Source organism: Pseudomonas neustonica, from assembly GCF_003797945.1.
In the GTDB taxonomy this organism is placed as follows: domain Bacteria; phylum Pseudomonadota; class Gammaproteobacteria; order Pseudomonadales; family Pseudomonadaceae; genus Halopseudomonas; species Halopseudomonas neustonica.
The window spans coordinates 243,579-268,077 of record NZ_RKKU01000001.1 but is presented as its reverse complement, the minus strand read 5'-3'; the positions used below and the strand labels follow the sequence as shown (position 1 = coordinate 268,077).

The 24,499-nt window shown below is 55.7% G+C and carries 26 protein-coding genes; 12 read left to right on the top strand and 14 right to left on the bottom strand.

The annotated features are described in order from the left end of the window. Nucleotides 1–31 precede the first annotated feature (31 nt). The 11 genes from fliE to EF096_RS01165 form a co-directional block, all read right to left on the bottom strand. Nucleotides 32–364, bottom strand: a complete 333-nt coding sequence (fliE, locus tag EF096_RS01210; RefSeq protein WP_123887773.1) for a flagellar hook-basal body complex protein FliE — start codon at nucleotides 362–364, stop codon at nucleotides 32–34. 124 nt (nucleotides 365–488) lie between these two features. Further along, complete coding sequence (locus EF096_RS20245; RefSeq protein ID WP_158611217.1) at nucleotides 489–632, bottom strand: hypothetical protein; 144 nt, start codon at nucleotides 630–632, stop codon at nucleotides 489–491. 39 nt (nucleotides 633–671) lie between these two features. Further along, the gene (locus EF096_RS01205; RefSeq protein WP_123887772.1) at nucleotides 672–2,084 is read right to left on the bottom strand and encodes a sigma-54-dependent transcriptional regulator; all 1,413 of its coding nucleotides are present in this window, start codon (nucleotides 2,082–2,084) and stop codon (nucleotides 672–674) included. After that, the gene (locus EF096_RS01200; protein ID WP_372237828.1) at nucleotides 2,081–3,304 is read right to left on the bottom strand and encodes a sensor histidine kinase; all 1,224 of its coding nucleotides are present in this window, start codon (nucleotides 3,302–3,304) and stop codon (nucleotides 2,081–2,083) included. The genes EF096_RS01205 and EF096_RS01200 overlap by 4 nt, the downstream gene beginning before the upstream one ends. Nucleotides 3,305–3,411: 107 nt before the next feature. Next, the gene (locus EF096_RS01195) at nucleotides 3,412–4,881 is read right to left on the bottom strand and encodes a sigma-54 dependent transcriptional regulator (RefSeq protein ID WP_123887770.1); all 1,470 of its coding nucleotides are present in this window, start codon (nucleotides 4,879–4,881) and stop codon (nucleotides 3,412–3,414) included. A 159-nt stretch (nucleotides 4,882–5,040) separates the two neighbouring features. After that, nucleotides 5,041–5,337, bottom strand: coding sequence for a flagellar protein FliT (locus tag EF096_RS01190; protein ID WP_123887769.1), 297 nt, complete (start codon nucleotides 5,335–5,337; stop codon nucleotides 5,041–5,043). A gap of 11 nt (nucleotides 5,338–5,348) precedes the next feature. Beyond that, nucleotides 5,349–5,732, bottom strand: a complete 384-nt coding sequence (fliS, locus tag EF096_RS01185) for a flagellar export chaperone FliS (RefSeq protein WP_123887768.1) — start codon at nucleotides 5,730–5,732, stop codon at nucleotides 5,349–5,351. A 233-nt stretch (nucleotides 5,733–5,965) separates the two neighbouring features. Continuing rightward, nucleotides 5,966–6,334 carry a flagellar export chaperone FliS gene (fliS, locus tag EF096_RS01180; protein WP_123887767.1) on the bottom strand — a complete coding sequence of 123 codons (369 nt, stop codon included), beginning with the start codon at nucleotides 6,332–6,334 and terminating at the stop codon, nucleotides 5,966–5,968. 3 nt (nucleotides 6,335–6,337) lie between these two features. Next, nucleotides 6,338–7,804: a flagellar filament capping protein FliD gene (gene fliD, locus EF096_RS01175; protein ID WP_123887766.1), complete on the bottom strand. Its 1,467-nt coding sequence runs from the start codon at nucleotides 7,802–7,804 to the stop codon at nucleotides 6,338–6,340. Nucleotides 7,805–7,908: 104 nt separating this feature from the next. Next, the gene (locus EF096_RS01170; RefSeq protein ID WP_235869587.1) at nucleotides 7,909–8,313 is read right to left on the bottom strand and encodes a flagellar protein FlaG; all 405 of its coding nucleotides are present in this window, start codon (nucleotides 8,311–8,313) and stop codon (nucleotides 7,909–7,911) included. A 72-nt stretch (nucleotides 8,314–8,385) separates the two neighbouring features. Further along, nucleotides 8,386–9,807, bottom strand: coding sequence for a flagellin (locus EF096_RS01165; RefSeq protein WP_123887765.1), 1,422 nt, complete (start codon nucleotides 9,805–9,807; stop codon nucleotides 8,386–8,388). Between the two features lie 508 nt (nucleotides 9,808–10,315). On the opposite strand from EF096_RS01165, the gene EF096_RS01160 reads away from it, so the two are divergent. Then, the gene (locus EF096_RS01160) at nucleotides 10,316–11,404 is read left to right on the top strand and encodes an alpha/beta fold hydrolase (RefSeq protein WP_328588815.1); all 1,089 of its coding nucleotides are present in this window, start codon (nucleotides 10,316–10,318) and stop codon (nucleotides 11,402–11,404) included. 43 nt (nucleotides 11,405–11,447) lie between these two features. Here the strand turns inward: EF096_RS01160 and EF096_RS01155 are convergent, their stop codons facing one another. Next, on the bottom strand, nucleotides 11,448–12,296 hold the full coding sequence (locus EF096_RS01155) for an SDR family NAD(P)-dependent oxidoreductase (RefSeq protein ID WP_123887764.1): 849 nt from the start codon (nucleotides 12,294–12,296) through the stop codon (nucleotides 11,448–11,450). Between the two features lie 233 nt (nucleotides 12,297–12,529). On the opposite strand from EF096_RS01155, the gene EF096_RS01150 reads away from it, so the two are divergent. Both EF096_RS01150 and EF096_RS01145 read left to right on the top strand, forming a co-directional pair. Then, the gene (locus EF096_RS01150; protein ID WP_123887763.1) at nucleotides 12,530–13,780 is read left to right on the top strand and encodes a transporter substrate-binding domain-containing protein; all 1,251 of its coding nucleotides are present in this window, start codon (nucleotides 12,530–12,532) and stop codon (nucleotides 13,778–13,780) included. Then, nucleotides 13,777–14,223 carry a PA0061/PA0062 family lipoprotein gene (locus EF096_RS01145; protein WP_123887762.1) on the top strand — a complete coding sequence of 149 codons (447 nt, stop codon included), beginning with the start codon at nucleotides 13,777–13,779 and terminating at the stop codon, nucleotides 14,221–14,223. Before EF096_RS01150 ends, EF096_RS01145 begins: the two co-directional genes overlap by 4 nt. A gap of 355 nt (nucleotides 14,224–14,578) precedes the next feature. Here the strand turns inward: EF096_RS01145 and EF096_RS01140 are convergent, their stop codons facing one another. Beyond that, nucleotides 14,579–15,367 (bottom strand): hydroxypyruvate isomerase family protein, encoded by a 789-nt coding sequence (locus EF096_RS01140; protein WP_123887761.1) that lies wholly within the window; start codon nucleotides 15,365–15,367, stop codon nucleotides 14,579–14,581. Nucleotides 15,368–15,537: 170 nt separating this feature from the next. Here EF096_RS01140 and EF096_RS01135 point away from each other — a divergent pair, with 170 nt between their 5' ends. The 4 genes from EF096_RS01135 to phnE (EF096_RS01120) are packed head-to-tail and all read left to right on the top strand — an operon-like array spanning nucleotide 15,538 to nucleotide 18,792. Continuing rightward, nucleotides 15,538–16,401 carry a putative selenate ABC transporter substrate-binding protein gene (locus EF096_RS01135; protein WP_123887987.1) on the top strand — a complete coding sequence of 288 codons (864 nt, stop codon included), beginning with the start codon at nucleotides 15,538–15,540 and terminating at the stop codon, nucleotides 16,399–16,401. Continuing rightward, a complete protein-coding gene (locus EF096_RS01130) occupies nucleotides 16,398–17,204 on the top strand; it encodes a phosphonate ABC transporter ATP-binding protein (RefSeq protein WP_123887760.1) in 807 nt (268 codons plus the stop codon). The genes EF096_RS01135 and EF096_RS01130 overlap by 4 nt, the downstream gene beginning before the upstream one ends. Beyond that, nucleotides 17,195–18,031: a phosphonate ABC transporter, permease protein PhnE gene (gene phnE, locus EF096_RS01125; RefSeq protein WP_123887759.1), complete on the top strand. Its 837-nt coding sequence runs from the start codon at nucleotides 17,195–17,197 to the stop codon at nucleotides 18,029–18,031. Before EF096_RS01130 ends, phnE (EF096_RS01125) begins: the two co-directional genes overlap by 10 nt. Further along, on the top strand, nucleotides 18,028–18,792 hold the full coding sequence (gene phnE / locus EF096_RS01120; protein WP_123887758.1) for a phosphonate ABC transporter, permease protein PhnE: 765 nt from the start codon (nucleotides 18,028–18,030) through the stop codon (nucleotides 18,790–18,792). Before phnE (EF096_RS01125) ends, phnE (EF096_RS01120) begins: the two co-directional genes overlap by 4 nt. 201 nt (nucleotides 18,793–18,993) lie before the next feature. On the opposite strand, the gene EF096_RS01115 is transcribed toward phnE (EF096_RS01120), so the two are convergent. Further along, complete coding sequence (locus EF096_RS01115; RefSeq protein ID WP_123887757.1) at nucleotides 18,994–19,299, bottom strand: DUF2288 domain-containing protein; 306 nt, start codon at nucleotides 19,297–19,299, stop codon at nucleotides 18,994–18,996. Nucleotides 19,300–19,597: 298 nt separating this feature from the next. Here EF096_RS01115 and EF096_RS01110 point away from each other — a divergent pair, with 298 nt between their 5' ends. The 5 genes from EF096_RS01110 (at nucleotide 19,598) to EF096_RS01090 (ending at nucleotide 24,489) form a co-directional block, all read left to right on the top strand. Further along, complete coding sequence (locus tag EF096_RS01110; protein ID WP_372237829.1) at nucleotides 19,598–20,719, top strand: branched-chain amino acid ABC transporter substrate-binding protein; 1,122 nt, start codon at nucleotides 19,598–19,600, stop codon at nucleotides 20,717–20,719. A 108-nt stretch (nucleotides 20,720–20,827) separates the two neighbouring features. After that, a complete protein-coding gene (gene livH / locus EF096_RS01105) occupies nucleotides 20,828–21,754 on the top strand; it encodes a high-affinity branched-chain amino acid ABC transporter permease LivH (protein WP_123887755.1) in 927 nt (308 codons plus the stop codon). Continuing rightward, complete coding sequence (locus EF096_RS01100) at nucleotides 21,754–23,010, top strand: high-affinity branched-chain amino acid ABC transporter permease LivM (RefSeq protein WP_123887986.1); 1,257 nt, start codon at nucleotides 21,754–21,756, stop codon at nucleotides 23,008–23,010. The genes livH and EF096_RS01100 overlap by 1 nt, the downstream gene beginning before the upstream one ends. Then, a complete protein-coding gene (gene livG / locus EF096_RS01095; protein WP_123887754.1) occupies nucleotides 23,007–23,774 on the top strand; it encodes a high-affinity branched-chain amino acid ABC transporter ATP-binding protein LivG in 768 nt (255 codons plus the stop codon). Before EF096_RS01100 ends, livG begins: the two co-directional genes overlap by 4 nt. A 13-nt stretch (nucleotides 23,775–23,787) precedes the next feature. Beyond that, on the top strand, nucleotides 23,788–24,489 hold the full coding sequence (locus EF096_RS01090) for an ABC transporter ATP-binding protein (RefSeq protein WP_123887753.1): 702 nt from the start codon (nucleotides 23,788–23,790) through the stop codon (nucleotides 24,487–24,489). The last annotated feature ends 10 nt before the right edge of the window (nucleotides 24,490–24,499 follow it).

Below are 24,499 nucleotides of genomic sequence, written 5' to 3'. Positions count from 1 at the left end.
TCCTCAGACAGTCAGCAGCTAATAATACAGACTAGATCGGCATCTTCATGATGTCTTCGTAGGCGCTCACCATTTTATTTCGCACCTGCGTAATGGCCTGGAAGGCAACTGACGACTTCTGCGATGCGATCATCACTTCGGTCAGATCAATTCCCTGATCACCTCGTTCATAGCCCGTGCGTAGCTCACCAGTGGTCTTCTGCAGCTCGTTCACGCGGTCAACGGCCTGCTTGAGCATGTCATCAAAAGCCGGAGCATTGACGTTTTGCTCTACCTTGGCCACTGGTTGCGGTTTACCCATGGCCTCCATTTGCATGGTGCGCATCTGCAACATCAAACGATTGAATTCAACACCTTGGGTCATACCTGCCTCCACGCCGTAAATTTTTTGACGGCTACTGTCGCTTTACAGGTACTCAAGCAAAATGGATGCCAACAGACAACATCAACGCAAGCAGGAGGAATACACAGGCAGGTATGCGAGACAGTCAGCCAGCAATGGCAGCATGAAAGGAATGCTCAAAGAACGGGGAAAAGCGATCTAGCAGAAATGCAACCACCACAACGAACAGACTAATAGTACCAGGACGACGAAACAGATAAGGGCAGAGCCAAAGCAACCAGGCGGCCATCAGCCTGAGCCGCCCTTTTATCCATACAGTCCTAGCGGATTAGACCCCCGCGAACAGGCTGGCCTCAACGTCCAGGCCGGCATCACGCATCTGTGCGAGCTTATAACGCAACGTGCGAGGACTAATACCCAGACGGTCTGCCGCCTCCTTGCGACGACCATGCTCAGAGCGCAGCACATCAATGATCATCTGGTACTCGCGCTGTTTAACGCCTGCACCCAATACACCGCCGCTCACGGGCTGAGCATCCACAGGAGCAGCCTCAACTGCGGGAGTAAGCGGTCTGACTGCACTCGCCGTCACCGCTGCGCCAGGCGCCACCGTCAAACATAAGTCATGCGGCTGGATTAGCCCTCCATGCTGCAGCACCAACGCGCGCTGAACGGCGTTATCCAATTCGCGCACGTTGCCTGGCCAGGCATGCGCACGCATAGCTTCTATCGCCTCAGCTGAAAAGCGCACAGCACTCATATTCATTTTACCGCTGTGCTTGACCAGCAACCGCTCCGCAATCGGCAGAATATCGCCGGGGCGCTCGCGCAGTGCTTGCCACTGCAGAGGAAAAACGCCAAGGCGATAATACAGGTCTTCACGGAAACGGCCTGCCGCCACCTCCGCAGGGAGGTCACGGTTAGTGGTAGCGATGATGCGAATATCCAGCTTGATCAGCTTACGACCGCCCACACGCTCCACTTCTCGTTCCTGCAAAACACGCAAAAGTTTGGCCTGCAGACTCAGTGGCATTTCAGAAATTTCGTCAAGTAGCAGCGTACCGCCATTCGCCTGCTCGAACTTGCCAGCCTGCGCCGCGACCGCCCCGGTGAAGGCCCCCTTCTCATGACCAAACAAGGTAGCTTCCAGCATGTTTTCGGGAATAGCTGCGCAATTGATTGCGATAAAGGGCTGCTCTGCGCGTGGTGAGTTCTGATGAATGTACCGCGCCAGCACCTCCTTACCGGTACCCGACTCACCAGACACCAGCACGGTGGAGTCGCTCGCAGCAACCCGACGTGCCAAATCCAGCAACTGCAGGCTGGCGGGCTCGACCGCAACCGGCCCCTCACCGGGTATCAACTGAAGCTTGCCCTGAGCATGCTGCGCCACCAGATCGAGTAGCGCCTTGGGCGCAAAAGGCTTAACCAAATAATCAACCGCACCATCACGAATGGCAGTAACGGCCTGCTGCACTGTGCCGTAAGCCGTCATCAACAACACTGGCAAATGGGGATAATCGCTACGCAAGTGCCGCAACAGTGCGTGGCCATCCATGCCCGGCATATTTACATCACTGATAACCATGCTGACATTTTCCTGGCGCAGCAATTTCAGCGCGGTCTCTGCATCCGGCGCTTGTACGTAGTCGTAGCCGCCCAGCATCAGGGTATCAGCCAGCGCTTCACGTAATGACTGATCATCCTCAACCAGCAAAACACGGGTGGTCTGAGTGCTCATAAGGCCTCCTGTTCATCCAGATCCAACTGGCGAACCGGCAGAAGTATCTCTGCACAGGTGCCCCAGCCCGCCTTGCTGCGCAGCATAAACATCCCGCTATGCGCCTTAACAACCGATTTGACTACCGCAACACCCAAACCTGTACCTTGCGCACGGGTGGTATGGAAAGGCTCACCAATACGCGCCAGTAGTTCCGGCGACATGCCTCGCCCGGTATCTACCACACTGATACTCAGCTGACCCTCAATCAAGCGCATGGTGACCTTGAGGTTGGCGCCAGGAGAACCTGCCTGCAAGGCGTTATCGATCAAATTGGTTACCGACCCAGTCAAGGTGTCGCGATTGCAGCGAAGCATCACATCCTCTGACAGCAAGTAGTCCCAGCGACAACGCCCCCCCTTTTCTTCGATCAGGTTGTCCGCCTGATTCTGCAGCCACTCAAAGAAAATCGACGCCGGCAAGTAGTCCTCAATCGGCAAATCGCCCTTGGCAAACTGCAGCATGTCGCGAATCTGGTGTTCAATGCTATGCAGACGACCCTGAAGACGCTCGGTAAAACGCACACGATGAGCTGGCGCCAATGCCTGATCGTTAAGGTGTTCGGCGTATAGCAGGGCTGCAGAAAGGGGGGTACGAATCTGGTGAGCCAGCGAGGCGACCATGCGTCCCAGTGCTGACAGGCGTTCACTGCGCGCCAAACGACTCTGCAATTGACGGGTTTCGGTCAAATCATTCAACAGGATCAGTTGACCAGGCTCACCAATCAAAGACCGGGTAGCCAGCGATACCCGCCGACCACTGCGTAAAGACACCTCGTGGTAATCATCATCACGCGGCGCGAAGCGATCGCGAATAAGGTCTCGCCACAGCTGGCCTTCCAGTGGTTCACCTAACAGCTCACGCGCGGCAGGATTTGCCTCGCGCACCACACCTCGCCCGTCGAGAACCACCACGCCGCCGGGCAGCAAATCCAGTACATTTTGCAGGCGTCCGGCCAAGCGGGCTTTTTCCGACAACTCATGCGTGCGCTGCTTCTCGGCATCGGCGAGCTGACGCTTGAGCATGGAAACCTGCTGTTCCAGCAATGCATGCGACTGCGCCAGCTGCTCAGAGACTTCACTAAAACGCGCGTACGCACCTGCCAGCGGCTGAGCGTCACTCTCTGCGTCAGCCTGCTTTGCGTCCTGCGAAATGGGTTTTGCGGATACGGCCATCGGGATTCCCCTGGGTACTGAAACCTGTCGTCAGGGGAGACAAAGCAAAGCCCGTGCCACTAAATAATATATGATTTAAAACAAGAGCTTATCAATAAAAAAAGAAAGTCGCGTCAGTCTTCTGACACGTCAGCGCCACGATTGAGACCGTACTTACGCATCTTCTCAACCAGGGTCGTGCGACGGATTTTTAGCCGCTCCGCAGCGCGCGCGACCACACCGTTGGACTCATCAAGCGCCTGCTGAATCAGCGTCTGCTCAAGACCCGCGAGATAGTCTTTCAGATCCAGCCCCTCTGGCGGCAGGAAGGCAGGACTATCGAGCCCGACCAAGCCACTGAAAGCATCATTGCGCTCGTCATCCTCTTCTCGAAGTTGACGCAGGTCGTCCTGGTCATCTTCTACATAGCGGAACTTGCGTGGTAGCTCGCCCACACCGATAACACCATGCGGATGCATGATAGCCATACGCTCCACCAGGTTTGCCAGTTCACGCACGTTACCCGGCCACTCGTGCTGACACAGCGACATGATGGCAGAGGTACTGAAACGAATTGAGCCACGTTTTTCCTGCTCGAGCCTGGTAATCAGCTCGTTCAGCAACAGCGGCAAATCTTCAATGCGCTCGCGCATGGCGGGCATATCGATAGGAAATACGTTGAGACGATAGAACAGGTCTTCACGGAAGCTGCCTTGCTCTATCATCTGCTCCAGGTTCTTATGCGTTGCCGCAATCACTCGCACATCCGCAGTCTGGATCTTGTTGCTACCAACGCGCTCAAAGGTGCGCTCCTGCAGCACGCGAAGCAGTTTGACCTGCATCGGCAGCGGCATATCGCCTATTTCATCGAGAAACAACGTGCCGCCCTGAGCCAGCTCGAAACGCCCCGCCCGACTAGTAATAGCGCCAGTGAAAGCGCCCTTTTCATGACCAAACAGCTCGCTTTCCAGCAACTCGGCAGGAATCGCACCGCAATTCACCGGCACAAAGGGAGCGTCCTTACGGCGCGAGTGGTAATGCAGGTTGCGCGCGACCACCTCTTTACCGGTGCCCGATTCTCCCAGAATGAGCACTGTCGCTTCCGTATCGGCAACCTGCTGCATCATCTGGCGGACGGAATGAATCGAGCGGCTGGTACCTACCAAACTGCGGAACAGGTTGGGCTCTCGCTGGCGCTGACGATTAGCGTTCTCTTCAAAAACCTCGCGGTACACCTGGGCACGATGCAAGGCATCAAGCAGATGGTTATAACTGAGCGGAGGTTCCAGCACGGCCAGCAGGCGTTGCTTGAGGTGATCAGGCCATTTGCTCGATTGCTCTGGGTCAATCAGGATCACCGGCAGGTTTTCGTCCCACTTATCGAGCTGTCCCAGCAGCGCAGGCAAGCCATGCTCATGCTCGCAGCGACCGAGAATGACACACTTGACCGCGCCCGCAGATTCAACCTGAGCACCCGCATCGGCAAGCCAGCTCTGCGAGTCACTGATAATAGCGTCCTCGCCCAAAAAGCCGAGAATAACAGCCAAGTCATGGCGGTTTTGCGGGGAGTCGTCGATCGACAAGATATGACTGTTGAGCAGCATAGGCAGGGGGGCTTTCCTGTGGGCGCACTAGGTAGGACACGGCATAATGATAGCACCGAGCCACACTCTATTATATTGGGCTTAAATGTAGTCAGAAATGACGCAACAGTCAAATAGTTGGCGCAGCAAAGTTGGCTAATTATTTGCAGTCAGAGTCCTTCAGTCAAACATCTGGTATACCTTGGCACCCTGACGGCTTTTCTGTAACCCCTGCAACTCCTCCGCCAGCTTGCCTTGCACTGCCTGGCACAAGGCAACGACCTCACGGTAAGTACCGCTCAGATGCTCCAGTACGTCAGCAATTTGCTGATCGTCACGCTGCGGGTCCTGCATAGCTTGCTGGACCTGCAGACGGCAAAGCCGATCCAGCTCGCCTACTTGCTGCCAGTCGCCGGCCTGCACAGCAGAGATCAAGGATTCGTGCGTGTTTTGGATTTGTTCAACGGCATTAGCCATCGGAGTGCTCCTCAAGATTGGCGAATGCCGTCCCAGCCGGATTTAACTTCACGCAGCAGTTCGGTCACCTCATCCAGTAATGCCACTTCGTTACGCAAATTAGCCTGGCTTAAACGCTGCTGCATGAAAGCATAGAGGCTATCGAGATTACCAGCAACCTCACCGCCCTGCTTGTGGTCCAGCGATTCACGCAGGCCACCAATTATCGCGATAGCCTTACCAATCTGCTCACCTTTCAACGCCACGTTGCTATGCTGCATGGCACCCTTGGCCTGAGCTACACGTTGCAAACCACCATCCATCAGCATCTGGATCAAACGATGCGGATCAGCTTCACTGATCTGCGCGTTAACGTTGACGGTTTGGTACTGCTTCATCGCGGCATAAGCATTCATGGGGCATATCCTGAAGATAGATGGCACATGATGTTTATATCGGCAGCGCGGGGGAAACTTGAGGCGAATTTGCTAAAAAGAACAACATATATAACAGCCTAGCGAAGATAGCCGTCCCATCGCAAGCGCGGCCTACTTGCGCATGCAGATGCAGAAGCAGAAGCAGAAGCAGAAGCAGTGCATACCCAAATAAGCAGCTTAAACGTGGAAGTTCTGTATTAAAGAGCGATCAATCAAGCAGGTTCAATGGCATCCCAAGCTTCTTTGATCTCATTTAACAACTGCTGAACCTCATCGAGCGAGCGCGGCGTGTCATCCAAGGCGACACCAGCTAGCTTACGGGTCATATAATCGTAAAGTGCATCAAGATTTTCGGCGATCTCGCCGCCCATATCTTTATCCAACGACGCCTGAAGTGCCCCGATGATGCTGATGGTGCTGCTCACCGCCACACCGCGTCGTTCAGGGTTACCGGTTGCCTGCGCGTGACGGGCTAATTTGAGGCGCTCAATAGCGCCGTCCAGCAGCAGTTGCACGGCGCGATACTGGGATACTTCTTGCGAAATATTAACCTGCTTGTAGGTGTCGATTGGGCTAGCCATTGCTTAATCCTTTTTCACGAAGCCGGGGAGACTGTCGAGTTGAGCGTCAAGAAACCCACCTGTACTACTCAGTTGGGAGATTAGCGTATCCATAGCATTAAACTGTGCGAACAAGCGTGCTTCCAGTTTACCCAAGCGGAGAGTTAGGGCTTCGCGCTGCTCGTCCACCCCACCGCGCCCTGACAGTGTGTTCTGCAACGCTTTGGTACGATTTTCCAACAAACCACCAGTTTCCGTATATGGCTTAACCTTGCTTTCCAGACGCGCCATCAATCCTTCATCGCCAGTGAAAAAAGCATTTACCTGTTCAAAATTACTTTCCAGTGCCTCATCCAGCTTGGTGTCATCCACTGCCAGCTTACCGTCACGCTGAGTAGTAATACCTAGCTCGGACAAAACACGAATACCATCACCACTCGCCGGAGAGCCCAACTCGCCACGCATGCTGCTCATAAATGAGCGCACAGAAGAATCACCCACCAAAGCTGCCACTAAAGGTTCAGAATTATCACCGCCAACAGCTGTGACGTTGGTTAGAGCATTTACGCTGCCAAGCATCTTGTTGTATGCATCGACGAAATCAGTGATCGATTTGCGAACACCAACCTTATCCTCAGCCACACCTACGTTAATGCTTTCAGCATTCGCCAGCGACTCAGCCGATTGCGCGCTTTTGAGTGTCAAAGTCACGCCTTCGATGGCGTTTTCAACGGTATTGCTGGCGCTGCTGAGATTCAAACCATCAATGGCGAAATTGGCATCTCGAGAATAGCTAATGACGCGCGCGGCTCGCGGATCGTTTGCATCTGCAGAGGTTGGCTCAAAATTAGCATCAACACCAGATGGCGGAGTAAATGCCAGCTTACCAAGCTCGCCCGCAGCATCTGCCGATACAGCCACGCTGATATCATTACCAGTACCCGACTTGCTAGAGCTCAATACCAGCCGTGCACCACCCTCACCGCTTGGATCATTAACAATAGTCGCGCTCAGACCGCTCTCTTTGCCGGCCTTGTTAATTGCATCGCGGATATTAGCCAAACTGTTACCGCCCTCAGGCACATCAATGTCCAGCGACTCATCGCCAACACTGATGGTAAGGGTGCCAGTACCCAGTGCATCGGTAGCGTTATCAAACCCTGCCAAAGCTACCTTACCGGTCTGCGCTAGGTTAAATACCTGCACGTTATAATTGCCAGCAACAGCTTTGGAGCTGGCCGAGATACTGACGTTATCCGTCGCACTGGAGGTGGCGCTGCGCTTTTCAAAGAGTGCAGGATCGTTAAGCTTTTCAAGGGCGGCCTGGAAAGTAGATAGCGCACTGCGGAATTGTCCGAGTGCCGACACTTTGGTGGTGGTGGCTTTCTCGAGCCGATCCAGCTGCGCCGTTTTGGGAGCCGCATCTGCGTTGACCAGAGCGCCAACTAAACTATTGATATCTAAACCAGAGCCGATACCGGTAATTGCCATGACTTTACCCTCTGCGACCGATTATTGACGGTTCGCTTGCCGAACGTACGTTTCCGGAAAGAAAGCAAATCCCATGCCACCAACCGGCATAGCCAAGCAGTTAGTCAGGCCTTGGCTTCAAACAATAAACTGCGGATTTCAGAAAGATTTTCCGACAATCGCAATGCCTCTTCCGAGGGAAGCTGGCGAATCACATCACCACTGGCTGCCTCGGTTACATTAACCACCACTCGGCCACTGTCTTCATCAAGATTGAAATTGATGTCTCGGCGTACCGACTGGATAAAATCCTGGAGATCAGTCACTGCTGTCTGCAGTTGATCGCGTTCTACTTCCGGGCTTTGCTCTACCGCTTCAGGGGTTTGTGTCTCTACCGGTTGCGGCGCTGATGCTGATTGTGCAGCGTCCATCTGCCTTATTGCTTGGCCCTTGCCGGCGCCCGCTTCCACCGCCGCAGCGCTTGGCGCAGAGCGGGTTACTTCAAACGGTTTAATTACACCCATATCCATGGCGCGTACCTCACAAAGGAGAAAGCGGAGAGAGGGCGCGCCCTCTCTACGCAATATTACCTCAGTTTACCCTTAGCCCAACAGGCTGAGGACCGCCTGTGGCAACTGGTTGGCCTGAGCCAGCATCGCAGTACCAGCCTGCTGCATGATCTGGTTTTTGGCCAGGTTGGCAGACTCAGCAGCGTAGTCGGTATCCATGATGCGAGCGCGTGCTGCTGAAGCGTTCTCACCAATGTTTTGCAGATTGCTGATGGTCGAATCAAAACGATTCTGTACCGCACCGAGGTCAGCTCGCTGGCTGTCGATACTAGCCAAAGCCGCATCAATAATGGAGAGTGCGTCTTGAGCACCGTCCTGAGACCTAATGTCGATAGTGTTAACCGAGGCCAAAGTTGACGTAGTGCCTGCCGAAGTAATGGCCGCAGTAGTACCAGTCCCACCAGTCACAGTGAAAGCATCGCTCGAACTGAACTTAAGCTCAGAGTTAACAACCACTCCGCCCACGTCCACAACATCGCTAGCGCCAACAGTGCCCCCGGTTGCATTAGCAATAGTCAACGTACCAGAGGCAGTACCTTCAGCACGAATACCTTCTACGCCTTCAGCTGAAACAGTGAGCTTATTGGTAGTGCTATCAAACGTTGCAGAATAGCCATCTTTGCCGATAGCAGCTGCAAGCTCCTTCGCACTGCCATTGTATTTGCTGAGATCATACTCTGTATCCCCAACAAACAACGTACCTGTGTCAGCTGCAGTAAAGTTCGCTAATTCTACAGAGACCTTAGTAGATACTTCGACACCCGTCCCCAAAGCGTTAAGTGTAGCTGCTGCATCCTTTGCGTTTTGTGTTGAGACGTCAGTTCCAACAGAGGTGCCGAGGTTGCCGCTCAATACCATGTCGGTTGCACCAGTAGCAACGCCATACGCCGTACCGGCAGCAGCCGCTGCACCGAACACACCACCAGCACCAGATTTCACGTTCTCACCAAGTTTGCCGCTTGATGCATCTGACAAGCTTACTGAGATAGTCTCATTTGCGTTAGAACCCACTTGGAAGCTCTTACTTCCAAAAGTCCCGTCCAGCAGCTTCTGAGTACCGAATGAAGTCGTATCAGCGATTCGAGTTAGCTCGCTTTGCAATGAAGAAACTTCTTTCTGCAGTGAATCACGGTCTACATCGCTGTTGCTACCGTTGGCAGCCTGAAGAGACAGATCACGCATGCGCTGGAGGATATTTGTAGACTCTTGCAAAGCACCTTCAGCGGTCTGCGCGATAGAGATACCATCGTTTGCGTTTTTTACCGCAACACCCAGACCGTTGATCTGACTGGTCAGACGGTTGGATATCTGCAGGCCAGCAGCATCATCTTTGGCGCTGTTGATGCGCGAACCGGAAGACAGACGCTCCAGAGAAGTAGACAGGTTGCTGGAAGACGAGCTCAGGTTACGCTGAGCGTTCAGGGAAGCGATGTTGCTGTTGACTGTAAGAGCCATGATAAATACCTCGACCTAGTGTTGTTTGCCTGAGCTTGCGACTCGCGGGCCGGCTTTGCCCAGGCACCCATTGAGTTCGCATTCGATTACTTTATCGGCATCCCTGTCAGGACCTTTAGGGTTTTTGCTGAATTATTTTTGCTGTGCTTTGCAAGCGCTCAGCTAACCCAGAACACCCTAAACGCACCTGACATGGTTTTGACGCCAATCAGATGCTCCGCCGATGACTATTTATCGACGGGGTGAGGAATAACTTTAGGGCGAGTGTTGCACGGGCCTGATTTCGGCTGGGCATGGTCCTCCCGTAGATCGTACCCATGCTCCAGCGCGGGAACGCGCACGGTCTGAGTAACGCTGGTTGCAGCAGGGACGCTGAGCGTCCTGGACTGCATTCCCACGCGGAGCGCGGGAACGACCGGAATCCCGCGGCAGCGTGCTCTACTACATGATCGTTCCCATGCTCGGCGTGGGAACGCACGCATTCTGGGCGACTCGGGTAGCAGGAGGGATGCTAAGCGCCCCGCGCTGCATTCCCACGCCGAGCATGGCAGCGATCAGTTCAGCGATTCCCGCTCAGCGCACCGCCCTACATTACATCTGCATGAAGATTGCCCCAGCGGTACAGCCATGCAACACCCCTGTAACCTCCGTGGGGTTAGCTGGTGTCATTTCCAGACCCGTGTGCCAAGGCGCACGCCAACAGACTGACGCCGAGGTACCCATGTGCGCTGAAAAAGCCGTTATTCGCGTGCACCGAGATTTAAAGGTGCACACCTGGTTCTACCCCAATCCCACCGCCGAATCGACCATCATCCTAGTCAATGGCTCACTGGCGACAAGTGCGTCCTTCGGGCAGACCTTGCGCTATCTGAGGCCACTATTCAACGTTGTACTCTTTGATCAACCTTACAGTGGGCATTCACGGGCACACAACAGCAACCACCTGCTAATCGGCAAAGAAGATGAGGCGCTGATCCTGCTGGATCTGATTGAACATTTCTGTGTTGACCAAGTGCTGTCCTTCTCTTGGGGCGGGGTCGCTACCATGCTGGCACTGGCCCAGCGCCCTGATCGCATCAAGCGCGCGACAATCACCTCTTTCTCGCCCATCATCAACCCGGCGATGCATGACTATCTATCACGCGGCAAAACCTATCTTGCTGCCTGTGATCGTCAGCAGATCGGCAATCTGATCAATGAAACCATTGGCGAGCACCTGCCACCGCTGTTCAAACGCTGCAACTTCCGACATGTCAGCAGTCTGGATGAGCATGAGTACGCGCAGATGTTGCTGCATATTCGCCAGGTGCTGGAGCTGGACAGTAGTCAGTACATGAGTTGCGTGAGCAATATTGATATTCCGCTGCTGTTTATCAATGGAACCTGGGACAAGTACACCAGCGTGGATGATGCGCTGCACTTTGCTGATCTGGCGCCCCGCGCGACCTTCGTGCGTATCGCGCATACCGGGCACTTTCTGGACTTGGAGCACAAGACAGCCTGGCAGGACACCAGAGCGGCAATCGAAGAATTTGTGTTTGGCGAGGCCCAGCAGACAATACACCAGCCACATCACCGGCTGGCGATGGTTGGCTGAACAGCCTGCACTCAAAAAAAAGAGCTGCAGGCTGTCGCGGCGATCAGGGATTCATTGAGTCGAACACGGTGGTTTCAGCATCCGCCGCTTGGGCACGCAGGCCGATCAGCTGCTTGATCTTGCGGTGCGGGAATACGTAGAACTGGTCAGCTTCTACCGCCTTGAGGGTTTGCTCGGCGATGTCCGGCGCTTGAATCTTGCCCTTTTGCACTGCGGCTTTGGTCATTTCGGTGCGTTTGAGCATCATCTCGCTGGGCGTGATGGTATCTGCCATATCCGCAGGCCGGTTGCGCTGCGAATCGGAGATGCCGGTGGGGAAGAAGGCCGGGCAGAGGCAGGTTACGCCGACTTTGGCACCGATGTCTTGCAGGTCCAGCGCCAGGGTTTCTGACAAAGCAACGACCGAGTGCTTGGTGACGTTGTAAATCGACATGCTCGGGCCATTCAACCAGCCAGCTGCGGAGGCGGTATTGATAATGTGACCTTCGCCCTGCTCGATAAACATTGGGGTGAAGACTTTAACGCCCCAGACCACGCCATACAGATTGACGCCCATTACCCATTCCCAGTCCGCAACGGTATTTTCCCAAGCCGGACCACCGACGCTTACGCCAGCGTTGTTAAAGATCAAATGCGCGGCGCCAAATTCGCTTTTGCACAGATCGGCAAAGGCCTGCACTTGCTCCAGCTTGGATACGTCCAGCCGCATGGTCGCGGCTGGCGTGCCCGGGTACGCGGCTTCGACCACGCGCAGGGTTTCCTGCATGCCTGCTTCATCTACATCACCCAGCACCAGCTTCATGCCGCGTGCTGCGCAACACAGCGCAAATTCACGACCCAACCCACTGCCGCCGCCGGTAATAGCCGCTACTTTGCCCTGTAGATTTTGCATGCCCTACTCCTCTGAATCTGCGCCCTGCTTATTCGGACGTCGATGAATTATAAATAAGGTGAATAGCATGCCTCGTTCACATTAACCATACCAGCGCTATGGGCCGGATTGATCTAGCCCAAGCAGTCCGATTTATAAAGCTCGTTATATTCTGAGATGAGGCCCGGCAAAACACCCTCACCTCCGCTGGTTATGTCCTATAGTTGGCATAACGAGGTCGCTGGAAAATAATCATGCCGGGACGCCTGTTGTTAGCGCTCATCTTCACCCTCCCCTTGGCCGCTCAAAGTGAGCCATTGATGCTGAATACGGACATTTTCCCACCCTATCAGGTGCAAGAGGGTGATCGCTTGACGGGGAGTTCTATAACGGCCTTGGCCTGTATCTTCGATGCCATGGATAAGGAGTACGAGATCAGAGTGCTGCCTTGGCAACGCGCCGTGCATGAAGTTAGTCAGGGTAAGGCCGAAGGATTTTTCTCATCTACCAGGATGAACAACGCCAGCAACTTCGCCACCCTGTCAGCTCCACTGGCGCTGGAAAAGTGGTATTGGTACAGCAACAACACAGAGCGGCCTCCGGCCTTCGGCGCCTCCAGCAGCCTGCGCATCGGCGGAGTGCGCGGCAGCAATCAGGTAGATTGGCTGATACAGCATGGCTATAACGTAGATCCGCTGGTGACAAATACCGCGCAACTGCTCTATCTGCTCGAGCGCGGTCGCATCGACGCCTTTCTGGCTGACCAGCAGACGCTGCGTATTGAGATGACGCAACAACCCTTGGATCTGCGCCCGAGCCATGCGCACTTCCAGCAATACACCACCTTGGGCGTCTATTTCTCCAATTCGCTGTTGAGCCGTGAACCTGCCTTTATGACTCAGTTTAACCGACAGGTTTTCCAGTGCATCCCCGAAATTGCCGTACTACAAGCGGATGAGCGCGCTCGCCTAGCACACTTATACGAAACACTATTCGACAATTGGCGCCGCGAGCCTCTGCTGGTGCAGGCGGTGTTACAGGAGAATAAAACCCGCGGCGATATGGCCTTGAGCCGGATACATGCGCTGGACCAGCAATGGCTACAAGAGCAGCAACAAACAGAGCAACCGCTGATAGACAGCGTACGCAACAATTCCCTGTCACTTTGGCTGAAGCAACAGCAGGCGAGCTACAAGGGTTTGATAAGTGAGATTATAGTGACCGACCAGCATGGCCTGAACATCGCCGCTAGCGAAGTCACTACCGATTACTGGCAAGGAGACGAAGCCAAATTTGCCGAACCCTTCTTTGCCAGTCAGGATCAACCTTATATGGGCCCGCTAAGTTACGACCAATCGACCCAGCGTTATCAGGTACACGTGAGCAATACCGTGCGTAACCCCAGCAGCGGTGAGGTGACTGGCGTGATCATTCTGGGGATTGATATCGAACGGGCCTTGAAGATGGAAAACAGCTTAAATAGCGGAGAATTACCTAGACAATGAGCCACACTGCACTCCACCTCTGCGCCAGCGCGCTGGCAATCATACTGGCATGCAGCGCCTGCTCTCCGGTACCGCAAAAGCCACTGGACGGCGGCATGGCTCGGGTCAACCTGGATGCTGATGTGGGCAACGATGTGAGAGCTTACCGCCTGGATGGTGAGCTTACGCCCAGCATTCGCTTCGGCGACATCACGCCCGGCGCGCACAGCCTGCAGGTGCGCTATCACTTCGAAGTACCCGGTGGCGCCGGCAGCGGCGCCCTGTTGGACGCCAACTTACGCACCTGTGTGATGGAGGTGAAATACGATAATTTTGCTGCCGGCATGCAGTATCTGCTCAAAACCGAACGCCGTGGCTGGCGGCCTGCAGGCTGGCTTTATGATCAGCAGACTCAGGAGAAGCTGGTTGATGCGGAAGAAGTGCGTTGTGGGCCGGGTATGTAGTTGGGGTGGTTAGGCTGCCAGCCAGCATGCGATATGCATACAGTATGTGGCTAGCTGATTTCCGGTTTCACCGGATGGCGAGTCAGGGGGAATGCTTACCCACTCCCCCCGACACCCCCCCTCGGTACCCGGCTGCGCGGCCCTTCGGGTTCGCTCCGTTGCTCGACCTGCCGGGGCCCCTCGCAAACTCGCTTCGCTCAGACACCGCGAGGACCTTTTCCCCGGCAGCTCTGCGCTACTCGCCCGCTCAGATGGGATTTAATAGTCCGTGTCGTAGCTTAGTTGCGCGGTTAAAACAGGCGAAGAACCAACATCATACGAATACTCCAAGCTGTCGAGTACCGCAGAAATGCAGTCATACCCACCCAGCCGCCCGCCAAGTCTCCATCCAAGCCATATCATCATCCGCCTCAGCGCGATACTCAGCAGCCAACCATCCGTCGTACCCAACGCTGTCCATCGCCGCTAACGCTGCGGCAAAATCCAGTTCGCCTGAACCGGGTGCGCCGCGACCAGGGCAATCAGCAAACTGCACGTGGCCGATGCGTCCGGCCAGGCGCTGCACGCTGTGTGGCAAATGCTCGCTCATACGTGCCATGTGATAGAAGTCGAGCTGCGCGGAGAGATTAGGATGATCGACCCGCTCCAGCATCTCAGCCAGCTCGTCGGAGCCGGACAGCAAAAAGTCCGGCATATCCAGCCGGTTAATCGCCTCGCACACCACGCCGATACCCAGAGGCGCAAAGACCTCGGCTGTGTTCTTCAGGTTGGCGGCCAAGATGGTCAGTGCGGTAGCTCGATCAACTCCTGCGGCCAATCTGCCGGGGAGCACGTTGACCTTTTGCGGCCGCAGCACCTGCGCATACTCCAGGGCCAATTGCAGGGCGCTGGCAAATTCTGCTTGGCGATCCGGCACACCTGCCAGCCCTGGCCCGCCCTGTTGCATGTCTCCGGCCGGCAAGTTGAACAACACCAGCGGCATGCCGTGGCGCTGCAACTCAACCTGCAATTCGATAGCCGGTATGGCGTAGGGAAACTGGATTTCCACTCCATCAAACCCTGCCTTGGCAGCAGCGCCTACGCGCTCCAATAAAGGAAGTTGAGTAAACAGCAGCGAGAGGTTGGCGGCCAGCTTCCAGCGCATGGAGTGTTCTCCGAAAGGTAAAGCACTCAATTGTAAGCAGCTTGCGGCATAGCTGCACGTCTCAGGGCTTCGCCTGCAGGCGGTTTTTCTTTACACTTGCGACCATGCCCCGCTCGGCCACGACAGCCGTTTGGGAGTCTTCCGCTATTGAACCGGAGTAAAACATGTCGATGATCAAACGCCCCTTGGCTGCGCTGGCGGGTTTGTGCCTGTCTGTTGCCACCCTTTTTTCTACCGCTGCACTGGCGCAAACCACTGAGCTACGCGTTTCCGCCATCCCCGATGAAGCGCCTACCGAGCTGATGCGCAAGTTCGAGCCGCTGGGCAAGTATCTGGAAGAACAAATTGGCATCCCGGTTACTTTTCAGCCTGTCTCCGATTACGCTGGCGTGGTTGAGGCGCTGGGTGCCAAGCGCCTAGACATGGCGTGGCTGGGTGGTTTCACTTACGTGCAAGCCAAACTTCGCACCGGCGACGCAATTCCGCTGGTTCAGCGCGAGCAGGACGAAGTGTTCACCAGTACCTTCATCACGGCTGATCCGGACGTCAAAACCCACCAAGACCTGGAAGGCAAGAGCTTCGCCTTCGGCTCTGTATCCTCTACCTCTGGCCACCTGATGCCGCGCTACTTCCTGCAGCAGGACGGTATTGATCCTGATACCTTCTTCAGCCGTGTCGGCTTTTCAGGCGCCCACGACGCGACCGTCGCCTGGGTTGAATCCGGCAAGGTAGACGCTGGCGTGCTGAATTCATCAGTGTGGGAAAAACTGATCGAGCAGGACAAGGTCGACACTGACAAAGTCCACGTTTACGCCGTCACCCCCACGTACTACGACTATAACTGGACAGTACGCGGCGGCCTGGAGCCAGAGTTGGTCGAGAAGATCAAGGCCGCTTTCCTGGCACTGGACCCTGCCAATCCTGAGCATAAAGCGATTCTGGATCTACAGCGCGCCTCACGCTTTGTGCCAACCAGTGCAGAAAACTATCAGGGCATTGAAGAAGCTGCCCGTGCTGCCGGTTTGCTTGAGTGAGCATCAGCCTGACAGGGGTGGGTTATACCCACCCCAACGGGATGCGCGCGCTATCGGATATCAACTTAAGCATTGCAGCTGACGAACAGGTCGCCATCATTGGCTCATCAGGTGCGGGCAAAACCACCCTGCTAAAGTTGCTGGCAACCAGCCTACTGAGCTCCTCCGGCGACCTTCAGCTGCTGCAGCATAATCCCGCACAACTGGGTGCCCGAGCTCTGCGCCAGCTGCGCAGCCGCATTGGCCTGATTCACCAAAGCCCTCCTCTGCCACCACGCCAACGGGTGGTAACCGCTGTACTGGCCGGCAGGCTGGGGCAATGGTCTTTGGCACGCGCCTGCCTGTCCCTGTGTTATCCGAGCGATATCGAAGGCGCCCGAGCGGAGTTGTCTCGCCTGGATCTGGCAGAAAAACTCTTCGAACGCTGCGATCAGGTGTCGGGCGGACAGCAACAACGCATCGGCATCGCCCGCGTGCTCTATCAAAAACCGGACATCATGCTGGCAGACGAACCCGTCTCGGCGATGGACCCGGTATTGGCCGAACATACGCTGAGCATCCTCGGCAGCATTGCCCGTGAACGCGGCGTGCCCTTGATCGCCAGCCTGCATGCGGTAGAACTGGCGCTGAAACACTTCCCCCGCGTGATCGGCCTTAGAGCGGGCGAGATTCTTTTCGACAAGCGCGCAGACACCATCAGCCAGCAGGATCTGGATGCGCTTTACCTGAATACCGACCTGGACGATACCGCCGATCAATACGCCGCTGCGGCCAACAACAGCCTGCGTAGCCGATGCCTGTAACCGCAACTCGGGCCCACTGGCATGACCCAGCTGCCACTCCCCGCGCACTGCTGACACTGGCACTCTTGCTGGTGCTTTGGCCTGGCCTGCAACTGACCGAGTTTCGGCCGCAGATACTCTTTAACGCGCAAAACCGCGAGGTAATGGGCCGTTTCCTGGCAGGGTTCTGGCCGCCGGATACCAGCGCTGAGTTCCTGCTAATGCTTGGTCGAGCCACACTGGAAACCCTGGCAATGGCAACCGCGGGCCTGGCTCTGGCACTGATTCTGGCTATCCCCCTCAGCCTCATCGCTACCCGCACGCTCTCTATTTCGGCACTCTTTAGTGGCCGTCCCAGCCGGACTGGCCGCCTGCTTCGCTACCCTGTTCGTTTTGTTCTGATCGTACTGCGCAGCATACCGGAGATCGTTTGGGCGCTGCTGTTCGTGCGCGCCGTGGGACTGGGCCCCACTGCTGGCGTCCTGGCGATAGCCATTACCTACAGCGGCATGCTCGGCAAAGTCTATGCGGAAATCTATGAATCGGTTGATCCACAACCTGCCCGCGCATTACTGCAGAGTGGCAGCTCCCGCCTGGCTGCTTTTTTGTACGGTGTACTGCCCAATGCTGCACAGGAACTAACGTCCTACACTCTGTATCGCTGGGAGTGCGCCGTGCGTGCCTCGGTCATCATGGGCTTCGTAGGAGCTGGCGGGCTGGGCCAAATGATTGACCTGTCCATGCGCATGTTTGCCGGTGGGGAAGTAGTCAGCATATTGCTGACCTTCCTGTTGCTGGTGCTGCTGGCCGACCAGATCAGCCAGCAACTGCGCAAGAGGCTGGCATGAAGCAGAGCCTCAGCGCAGCACTATGGCTACTGGCAATCGTTGCCGCAGTGGTAGCCTCTTTTGCTTATCTGCAATTGGACTTTGCCAGCCTGTTCAGCACTGATAGTCGCGCACAGATGCTGGACTATGCAGGCTCTTTCTTCCCACCCAACACCTCCGCAGGCTGGCTCAACAAACTGTGGCAAGGCACGCTTGAGACCTTGGCGATCTCAGCTATCGGCACCCTGCTGGCCGCGTTCTTTGGGGCGCTATTTAGCCTGCTGGCAGCAGGCCGACTGGGCAATATGGCAAAAGCCCTCTGCCGCCTGCTGCTTAATGCGCTGCGCTCTGTGCCGGAGCTGGTTTGGGCTGCACTGATGGTGTTGGCAGCAGGACTGGGCCCTTTTGCCGGTACCCTGGCCATCGCCCTGCATACCACGGGCGTACTCGGCAGGCTCTTCGCCGAAGCGCTGGAAAACACCCCACCCGAGCCGGCCAATGCCTTGCGCGCAGCAGGTGCCTCCGCCACCACCGCTTTTCTCTACGGCACCCTGCCGGGCGTCATACCCCAGTGGCTGGCTTACACCCTGTATCGCTGGGAAAACAATATTCGTATGGCCGCGGTATTGGGCTTTGTGGGCGCTGGTGGTTTGGGGCAGATGCTGCACGTCACACTCAGCCTGTTTCAGCAATCCAAAGCGATGAGTGTGATTCTGGCTATGCTGGCGATGGTGTTGTTGGTGGATGCGTTGAGCGGGTGGTTGCGGGCGAGATTGGGGTGAACTGGCGTCTGACTCTGTCTGCCAAGGCCTGAACGAAGCTTGCTCCGAGTATTATCTCAACCATCATGCGTTAGCTAGATAACGGTTTCGCCGCTAGGCGAAACCGATCCCAAACTGATTATCAGTATTTGAGTGACCGCAGTCAGAAAAAGCCAACCGAATAAAACCATGCTTCAGAAATACTCAGGAGCAAAAAATTGGTCAGCTCTCAACCCGCTCCTGCACCAAGACCCAAGGCCGAATAACCACCGCCCACAAATTGTCAGGCTCTCGCTCAGCCCAGTCTGCCGCTTGTGCATCGGTCGCCAACTGCAACTGCCTGGCATCCATCCAGCCTTTTATCTGCTCGCTGTTGTCTTCCATCATCGCCGCAGCCGCCTGCACCAGATCAAGATCCGGGGCGACCATCAGCAAATCGCCACGCGCAAAGTGAGGCTCGAGGGTTTTCCATTCAATATTGCCAGTGGCACCAAGAATAGCCGCGTAGGCTTCGTCAGACAGGGTCATCAGGCTAATTCCTTTCCTCTATCAAAAAGCTGCATGGTAGCCAGCTGCGGCTGACATGCAAGACATCGTCGGCAATGTCGCCAAAAACAACCTAATCTGTCACACAGTATGTCGCTATACAGACACAATGTTGCAGTTAAAGGACATTGACCCATAAATCGACAACGGCCGATTCCCTGTAATAGTAGCGATTGCTAAACTGCTCCGGTACAGTTCTGATCAGGCTGCGTACCCGGACAAGCAGGAACAGGCCAAGACTAATTCGGCATAACAATATAAGTGAGCAGATACTATGAAAATGGCACACAAAAAAGCACTGTCCCAAATTATCGCCGCGGCGACACTGGTCGGTGCCAGCAGCTACTCGCTGGCAGCTGATACGATCAAGATTGCGCTGGCAGGCCCGGTTACCGGTCCCGTAGCACAGTACGGTGACATGCAGTTCATCGGTGCCAAAATGGCCATCGAGCAGATAAACATGGCAGGCGGCGTGAATGGCAGCCAGCTGGAAGGTGTGGTTTTTGATGACGCCTGCGACCCCAAACAGGCTGTCGCCGTCGCCAACCGTATCGTTAACGATGGCATCAGCTTTGTCGTTGGTCACCTTTGCTCCAGTTCTACTCAGCCTGCTTCCGACATCTATGAAGATGAAGGCATCCTGATGATTACCGCAGCCTCCACCAGCCCCGAGATCACCGATCGCGGCTACAACCTGGTATTTCGCACCATTGGTCTGGACAGCCTGCAGGGCCCGACTGCTGGCAAATATATTGTTGAACAGATAAAGCCAAACAAAGTTGCCGTCATCCATGACAAACAACAGTACGGTGAAGGTATCGCGACCGCAGTGCGTGACGTGCTGACTGAAGCCGGCATCGACGTACCCCTGTTTGAAGGCATCACCGCGGGTGACAAGGACTTCTCTGCGCTCATCGCCAAGCTGCGCCAGGCCGATGTCGATTTTGTTTACTACGGTGGCTACCACCCAGAGCTTGGCCTGATTCTGCGCCAGGCATCCGAGCAAGGTCTGGATGTGCGTTTCATGGGGCCTGAAGGCGTAGGTAACACCGACATCTCTGCCATCGCCGGTGAAGCCTCCGAAGGTCTGCTGGTCACCCTGCCGAAAGCCTTTGACGAAGACCCCAGGAACGCTGACCTGGTACAAGCCTTCAAAGCCAAGAACGAAGACCCTTCCGGTCCCTTCGTATTCCCGGCTTACGCAGCAGTGCAGGTCATTGCCGATGGTATCAAGCTGGCCGATAGCACCGACACCGAAGCCGTCGCTGCGGCGCTGCGAAGCAACAACTTCGACACTCCGACGGGCACTCTTGCTTTCGACGAGAAAGGCGATCTGAAAGACTTCAACTTCGTGGTCTATGAATGGCACTCTGACGCCAGCAAAACTGCACTGACCGAGTAAGTGAATTAACTCCGGGCCTGCTCAGCTTAGCTGACAGGCCCGGTTTTTTTGTTGATGCCTGTCTTTGCGGACCAGCATTGCTCATCTTGTATTTTCGGTGTCATGGCTATGCCAGAGTCCCTCTATTATTTCATTCAACAGCTACTGAACGGACTTACCGTCGGTAGTACCTATGCCCTGATCGCCATTGGCTACACCATGGTGTACGGCATCATTGGCATGATCAACTTCGCCCACGGCGAGATTTACATGATTGGCAGCTATATCGCCTTTATCGTTATTGCCGCGCTGGCGATGTTCGGTATTGAGTCGGTACCGCTGCTGATTTTTGCTGCCTTCGTCATCAGCATGGTGGTCACCAGTGCCTATGGCTACAGTATCGAGCGTGTCGCCTACCGCCCGCTGCGTGGCGGCAACCGCCTGATCCCGCTTATTTCAGCGATCGGCATGTCTATTTTCCTGCAGAACCTGGTGCGTATAGCCCAAGGCTCGCGTGACATTGCGATGCCCAGCCTGATCACCGGCGGTATCGACATTGGCCCGCAGGATGCCTTCCACGCCAGCCTGTCCTATATGCAGATGATCATTTTTGCGGTCACGCTGGTGAGCATGGTGTTGCTAACCCTGTTCATCTCCCGCTCGCGCATGGGCCGTGCCTGTCGCGCCTGCGCTGAAGACCTGAAAATGACCAACCTGTTGGGTATCAATACCAACGGCATCATCGCGCTGACCTTTGTCATCGGCGCTGCACTGGCAGCCATTGCCGGTGTGCTGCTCGGCATGTACTACGGCGTGATCAACCCCTACATCGGCTTCATGGCGGGCCTTAAAGCCTTCACCGCCGCTGTACTGGGCGGCATCGGCAGTATTCCCGGCGCCGTATTGGGCGGCCTGTTGCTTGGTGTTACCGAGGCCATCACTGCGGGTTACTTCAGCACCGAGTACAAGGACGTGGTGGCCTTTGGGCTGCTGATCCTGATTCTACTGTTCCGCCCCAGTGGCATTCTTGGCCGCCCGGAGGTAGAGAAAGTATGATTCGCGCCAATTTGAAACCGGCGGTCATTTCCGCCGTCGTCGTCGTAGTTCTTTCTGGATTGCTGATGGGCGTGAGACTCGATCAGGACGGCACCAACTTATCCCTGGTTGGCGCTGGCCCTGACGTGTATTGGAAGATCGCGATTGCCGCCACCTTCATCTTTTTCTACAACCTGTTCCGCGACCACCTGGCCAGGCTATGGCAGAGCATGCCAGGCATGCCAAAAACGCCGACACAGCTGGTTGAAGCCAGCAAAAAACCCGTACTGCGTCAGTTGTTCTGGTGCTTTTTGATCGCGCTCGCCATCCTGTGGCCCTTCATCTCCAACCGAGGCGGTACTGACCTGGCGACGCTGGTATTGATCTACGTGATGCTTGGCTTGGGGCTCAACATCGTGGTTGGTCTGGCTGGCCTGCTGGATCTGGGTTATGTCGGCTTTTACGCGGTGGGTGCCTATGGTTATGCCCTGCTCGCGATGTATTTTGATATCGGCTTCTGGACCGGTCTGATTTCCGCCGGCTTACTCGCCGCCCTATTCGGCTTCCTGCTCGGCTTTCCGGTACTGCGCCTGCGAGGAGACTATCTGGCCATTGTTACCCTGGGCTTCGGCGAGATCATTCGCATTCTGCTGAATAATATGACCTGGCTAACCAACGGCCCCAATGGCATCGGCGGCATCCCCAAGCCTACGCTCTTCGGACTTGAATTCAGCCGCAAGGCCAGCGAGGGCATGCAGAGCTTCCACGACTTTGTAGGTATCGATTACAGTTCTGAGCACCGGGTCATGTTTCTCTATCTGCTCGCGCTCCTGCTCGTGCTGATCACCCTGTTCGTAATCAATCGCTTGCTGCGCATGCCGATTGGCCGTGCCTGGGAAGCTCTGCGTGAGGATGAGATTGCCTGCCGCGCGCTGGGCATCAACCCTACCGCGGTAAAACTCAGCGCTTTCACCATAGGTGCCAGCTTCGCCGGTTTTGCCGGTTGTTTCTTTGCTGCACGACAGGGCTTTATCAGCCCGGAATCCTTCACCTTTATCGAGTCTGCCATCATCCTCGCCATTGTGGTGCTGGGCGGCATGGGGTCACAGATCGGCGTCATTCTGGCTGCCATCATCATGACCATCCTGCCGGAGATGGCCCGTGAGTTTAACGAGTACCGCATGTTGCTGTTTGGTTTGATGATGGTGCTGATGATGATCTGGCGCCCCCAAGGGCTGCTGCCAATGAACCGTCCGCACCTGGAGTTGCGCACATGAGCCGGCCGCTATTGGAAGTATCCGGTTTGACCATGCGCTTCGGCGGCCTGTTGGCCGTGGACGGTGTAGAGTTGAGTGTTGAACCGGGACAAATCGTCTCTATGATTGGCCCCAACGGCGCCGGTAAAACAACGGTCTTCAACTGCCTTACCGGCTTCTACAAGCCGAGCGGCGGCAAGATCGTGTTTGATGGGCAGGAAATTCAAGGCTTGCCGGGTTTTAGGGTAGCGCGCCGCGGCATGATTCGAACGTTCCAGCATGTTCGGCTGTTCAAGGAAATGACCGTAGTCGAGAACCTGCTGGTAGCCCAGCACCAGCATATGAACACCAGTATGCTGGCCGGGCTGTTCAAAACGCCAAGCTATCGCCGCAGTGAACGCGAAGCAATGGAGCGCGCGGCCTACTGGCTGGAGCGCGTTGACTTACACGAGTTCGCCAATCGCGAGGCCAACACCCTCGCCTACGGCCAGCAACGACGTCTGGAGATAGCACGTTGCATGGTTACCCAGCCCAAGCTGTTGATGCTGGATGAGCCTGCAGCTGGCCTGAACCCACGGGAAACCGACGATCTGAAGGCGTTGATCGCCGAGCTACGCGACAACCATCAACTCACGGTATTGCTGATTGAGCATGACATGAAACTGGTGATGAGCATTTCCGACAAGATCGTTGTAATCAACCAGGGCAGGCCTTTGGCTGCCGGCACGCCGGAAGAAATCAAGCAGAATCCGGATGTCATCAAAGCTTACCTGGGTGAAACCTGAGGAATTGCCAACCATGCTGTACATGAAGAACGTATCAACCCACTACGGCAAGATCCAGGCGCTACACGAGGTGAACCTTGAGGTTCAACGCGGCGAAATCGTCACCCTTATCGGTGCCAATGGTGCGGGCAAGACAACCCTGCTGATGACCCTGTGCGGCGACCCCCACGCCAGCACGGGGAGCATCCGCTACGATGGCGATGAACTGACCGGTCTAACCACCGCCGAAATCATGCGCAAGGATATCGCCATAGTACCGGAAGGCCGGCGGGTATTTTCACGGCTCACGGTGGAGGAGAACCTGAGCATGGGTGGGTTTTTTACCGCCAAGGAAGAACTGCAAGAGCAACTGGACACCACGCTAACCTTGTTTCCGCGCTTGAAAGAACGCTATCAACAGCGCGCAGGCACCATGTCAGGTGGTGAGCAGCAAATGCTGGCAATCGGGCGTGCACTAATGAGCAAACCACGGCTCTTGCTACTCGATGAGCCGTCGCTCGGGCTGGCACCTATCATTATCCAGCAGATTTTCGATATTATCGAGCAGCTGCGCCAGCAGGGCGTCACCATCTTCCTGGTCGAGCAAAATGCCAATCAGGCGCTTAAGCTCGCCGACCGGGGTTACGTGATGGAGCACGGCCATATCGTCATGCAGGACACTGGCGAAGCACTATTAGCCAACCCCGATGTGCGCAAGGCCTATCTCGGCGGCTAGCCCCAGACTG

Excerpts from the sequence above, each read along its gene's own strand:
- EF096_RS20245 (WP_158611217.1), bottom strand. The coding sequence starts at position 632 with ATGGCCGCCTGGTTGCTTTGGCTCTGCCCTTATCTGTTTCGTCGTCCT.
- EF096_RS01195 (WP_123887770.1), bottom strand. The coding sequence starts at position 4,881 with ATGCTGCTCAACAGTCATATCTTGTCGATCGACGACTCCCCGCAAAAC.
- EF096_RS01190 (WP_123887769.1), bottom strand. The coding sequence starts at position 5,337 with ATGGCTAATGCCGTTGAACAAATCCAAAACACGCACGAATCCTTGATC.
- fliS (WP_123887768.1), bottom strand. The coding sequence starts at position 5,732 with ATGAATGCTTATGCCGCGATGAAGCAGTACCAAACCGTCAACGTTAAC.
- fliD (WP_123887766.1), bottom strand. The coding sequence starts at position 7,804 with ATGGCAATTACCGGTATCGGCTCTGGTTTAGATATCAATAGTTTAGTT.
- phnE (WP_123887759.1), top strand. The coding sequence starts at position 17,195 with ATGCCTGTAACCGCAACTCGGGCCCACTGGCATGACCCAGCTGCCACT.
- EF096_RS01145 (WP_123887762.1), top strand. The coding sequence starts at position 13,777 with ATGAGCCACACTGCACTCCACCTCTGCGCCAGCGCGCTGGCAATCATA.
- EF096_RS01160 (WP_328588815.1), top strand. The coding sequence starts at position 10,316 with ATGCTAAGCGCCCCGCGCTGCATTCCCACGCCGAGCATGGCAGCGATC.
- EF096_RS01090 (WP_123887753.1), top strand. The coding sequence starts at position 23,788 with ATGCTGTACATGAAGAACGTATCAACCCACTACGGCAAGATCCAGGCG.
- livG (WP_123887754.1), top strand. The coding sequence starts at position 23,007 with ATGAGCCGGCCGCTATTGGAAGTATCCGGTTTGACCATGCGCTTCGGC.
- EF096_RS01140 (WP_123887761.1), bottom strand. The coding sequence starts at position 15,367 with ATGCGCTGGAAGCTGGCCGCCAACCTCTCGCTGCTGTTTACTCAACTT.
- EF096_RS01155 (WP_123887764.1), bottom strand. The coding sequence starts at position 12,296 with ATGCAAAATCTACAGGGCAAAGTAGCGGCTATTACCGGCGGCGGCAGT.
- EF096_RS01170 (WP_235869587.1), bottom strand. The coding sequence starts at position 8,313 with ATGGATATGGGTGTAATTAAACCGTTTGAAGTAACCCGCTCTGCGCCA.
- EF096_RS01110 (WP_372237829.1), top strand. The coding sequence starts at position 19,598 with ATGGCACACAAAAAAGCACTGTCCCAAATTATCGCCGCGGCGACACTG.
- EF096_RS01150 (WP_123887763.1), top strand. The coding sequence starts at position 12,530 with ATGCCGGGACGCCTGTTGTTAGCGCTCATCTTCACCCTCCCCTTGGCC.
- EF096_RS01115 (WP_123887757.1), bottom strand. The coding sequence starts at position 19,299 with ATGACCCTGTCTGACGAAGCCTACGCGGCTATTCTTGGTGCCACTGGC.
- EF096_RS01135 (WP_123887987.1), top strand. The coding sequence starts at position 15,538 with ATGATCAAACGCCCCTTGGCTGCGCTGGCGGGTTTGTGCCTGTCTGTT.
- fliE (WP_123887773.1), bottom strand. The coding sequence starts at position 364 with ATGACCCAAGGTGTTGAATTCAATCGTTTGATGTTGCAGATGCGCACC.
- livH (WP_123887755.1), top strand. The coding sequence starts at position 20,828 with ATGCCAGAGTCCCTCTATTATTTCATTCAACAGCTACTGAACGGACTT.
- fliS (WP_123887767.1), bottom strand. The coding sequence starts at position 6,334 with ATGGCTAGCCCAATCGACACCTACAAGCAGGTTAATATTTCGCAAGAA.
- EF096_RS01205 (WP_123887772.1), bottom strand. The coding sequence starts at position 2,084 with ATGAGCACTCAGACCACCCGTGTTTTGCTGGTTGAGGATGATCAGTCA.
- phnE (WP_123887758.1), top strand. The coding sequence starts at position 18,028 with ATGAAGCAGAGCCTCAGCGCAGCACTATGGCTACTGGCAATCGTTGCC.
- EF096_RS01165 (WP_123887765.1), bottom strand. The coding sequence starts at position 9,807 with ATGGCTCTTACAGTCAACAGCAACATCGCTTCCCTGAACGCTCAGCGT.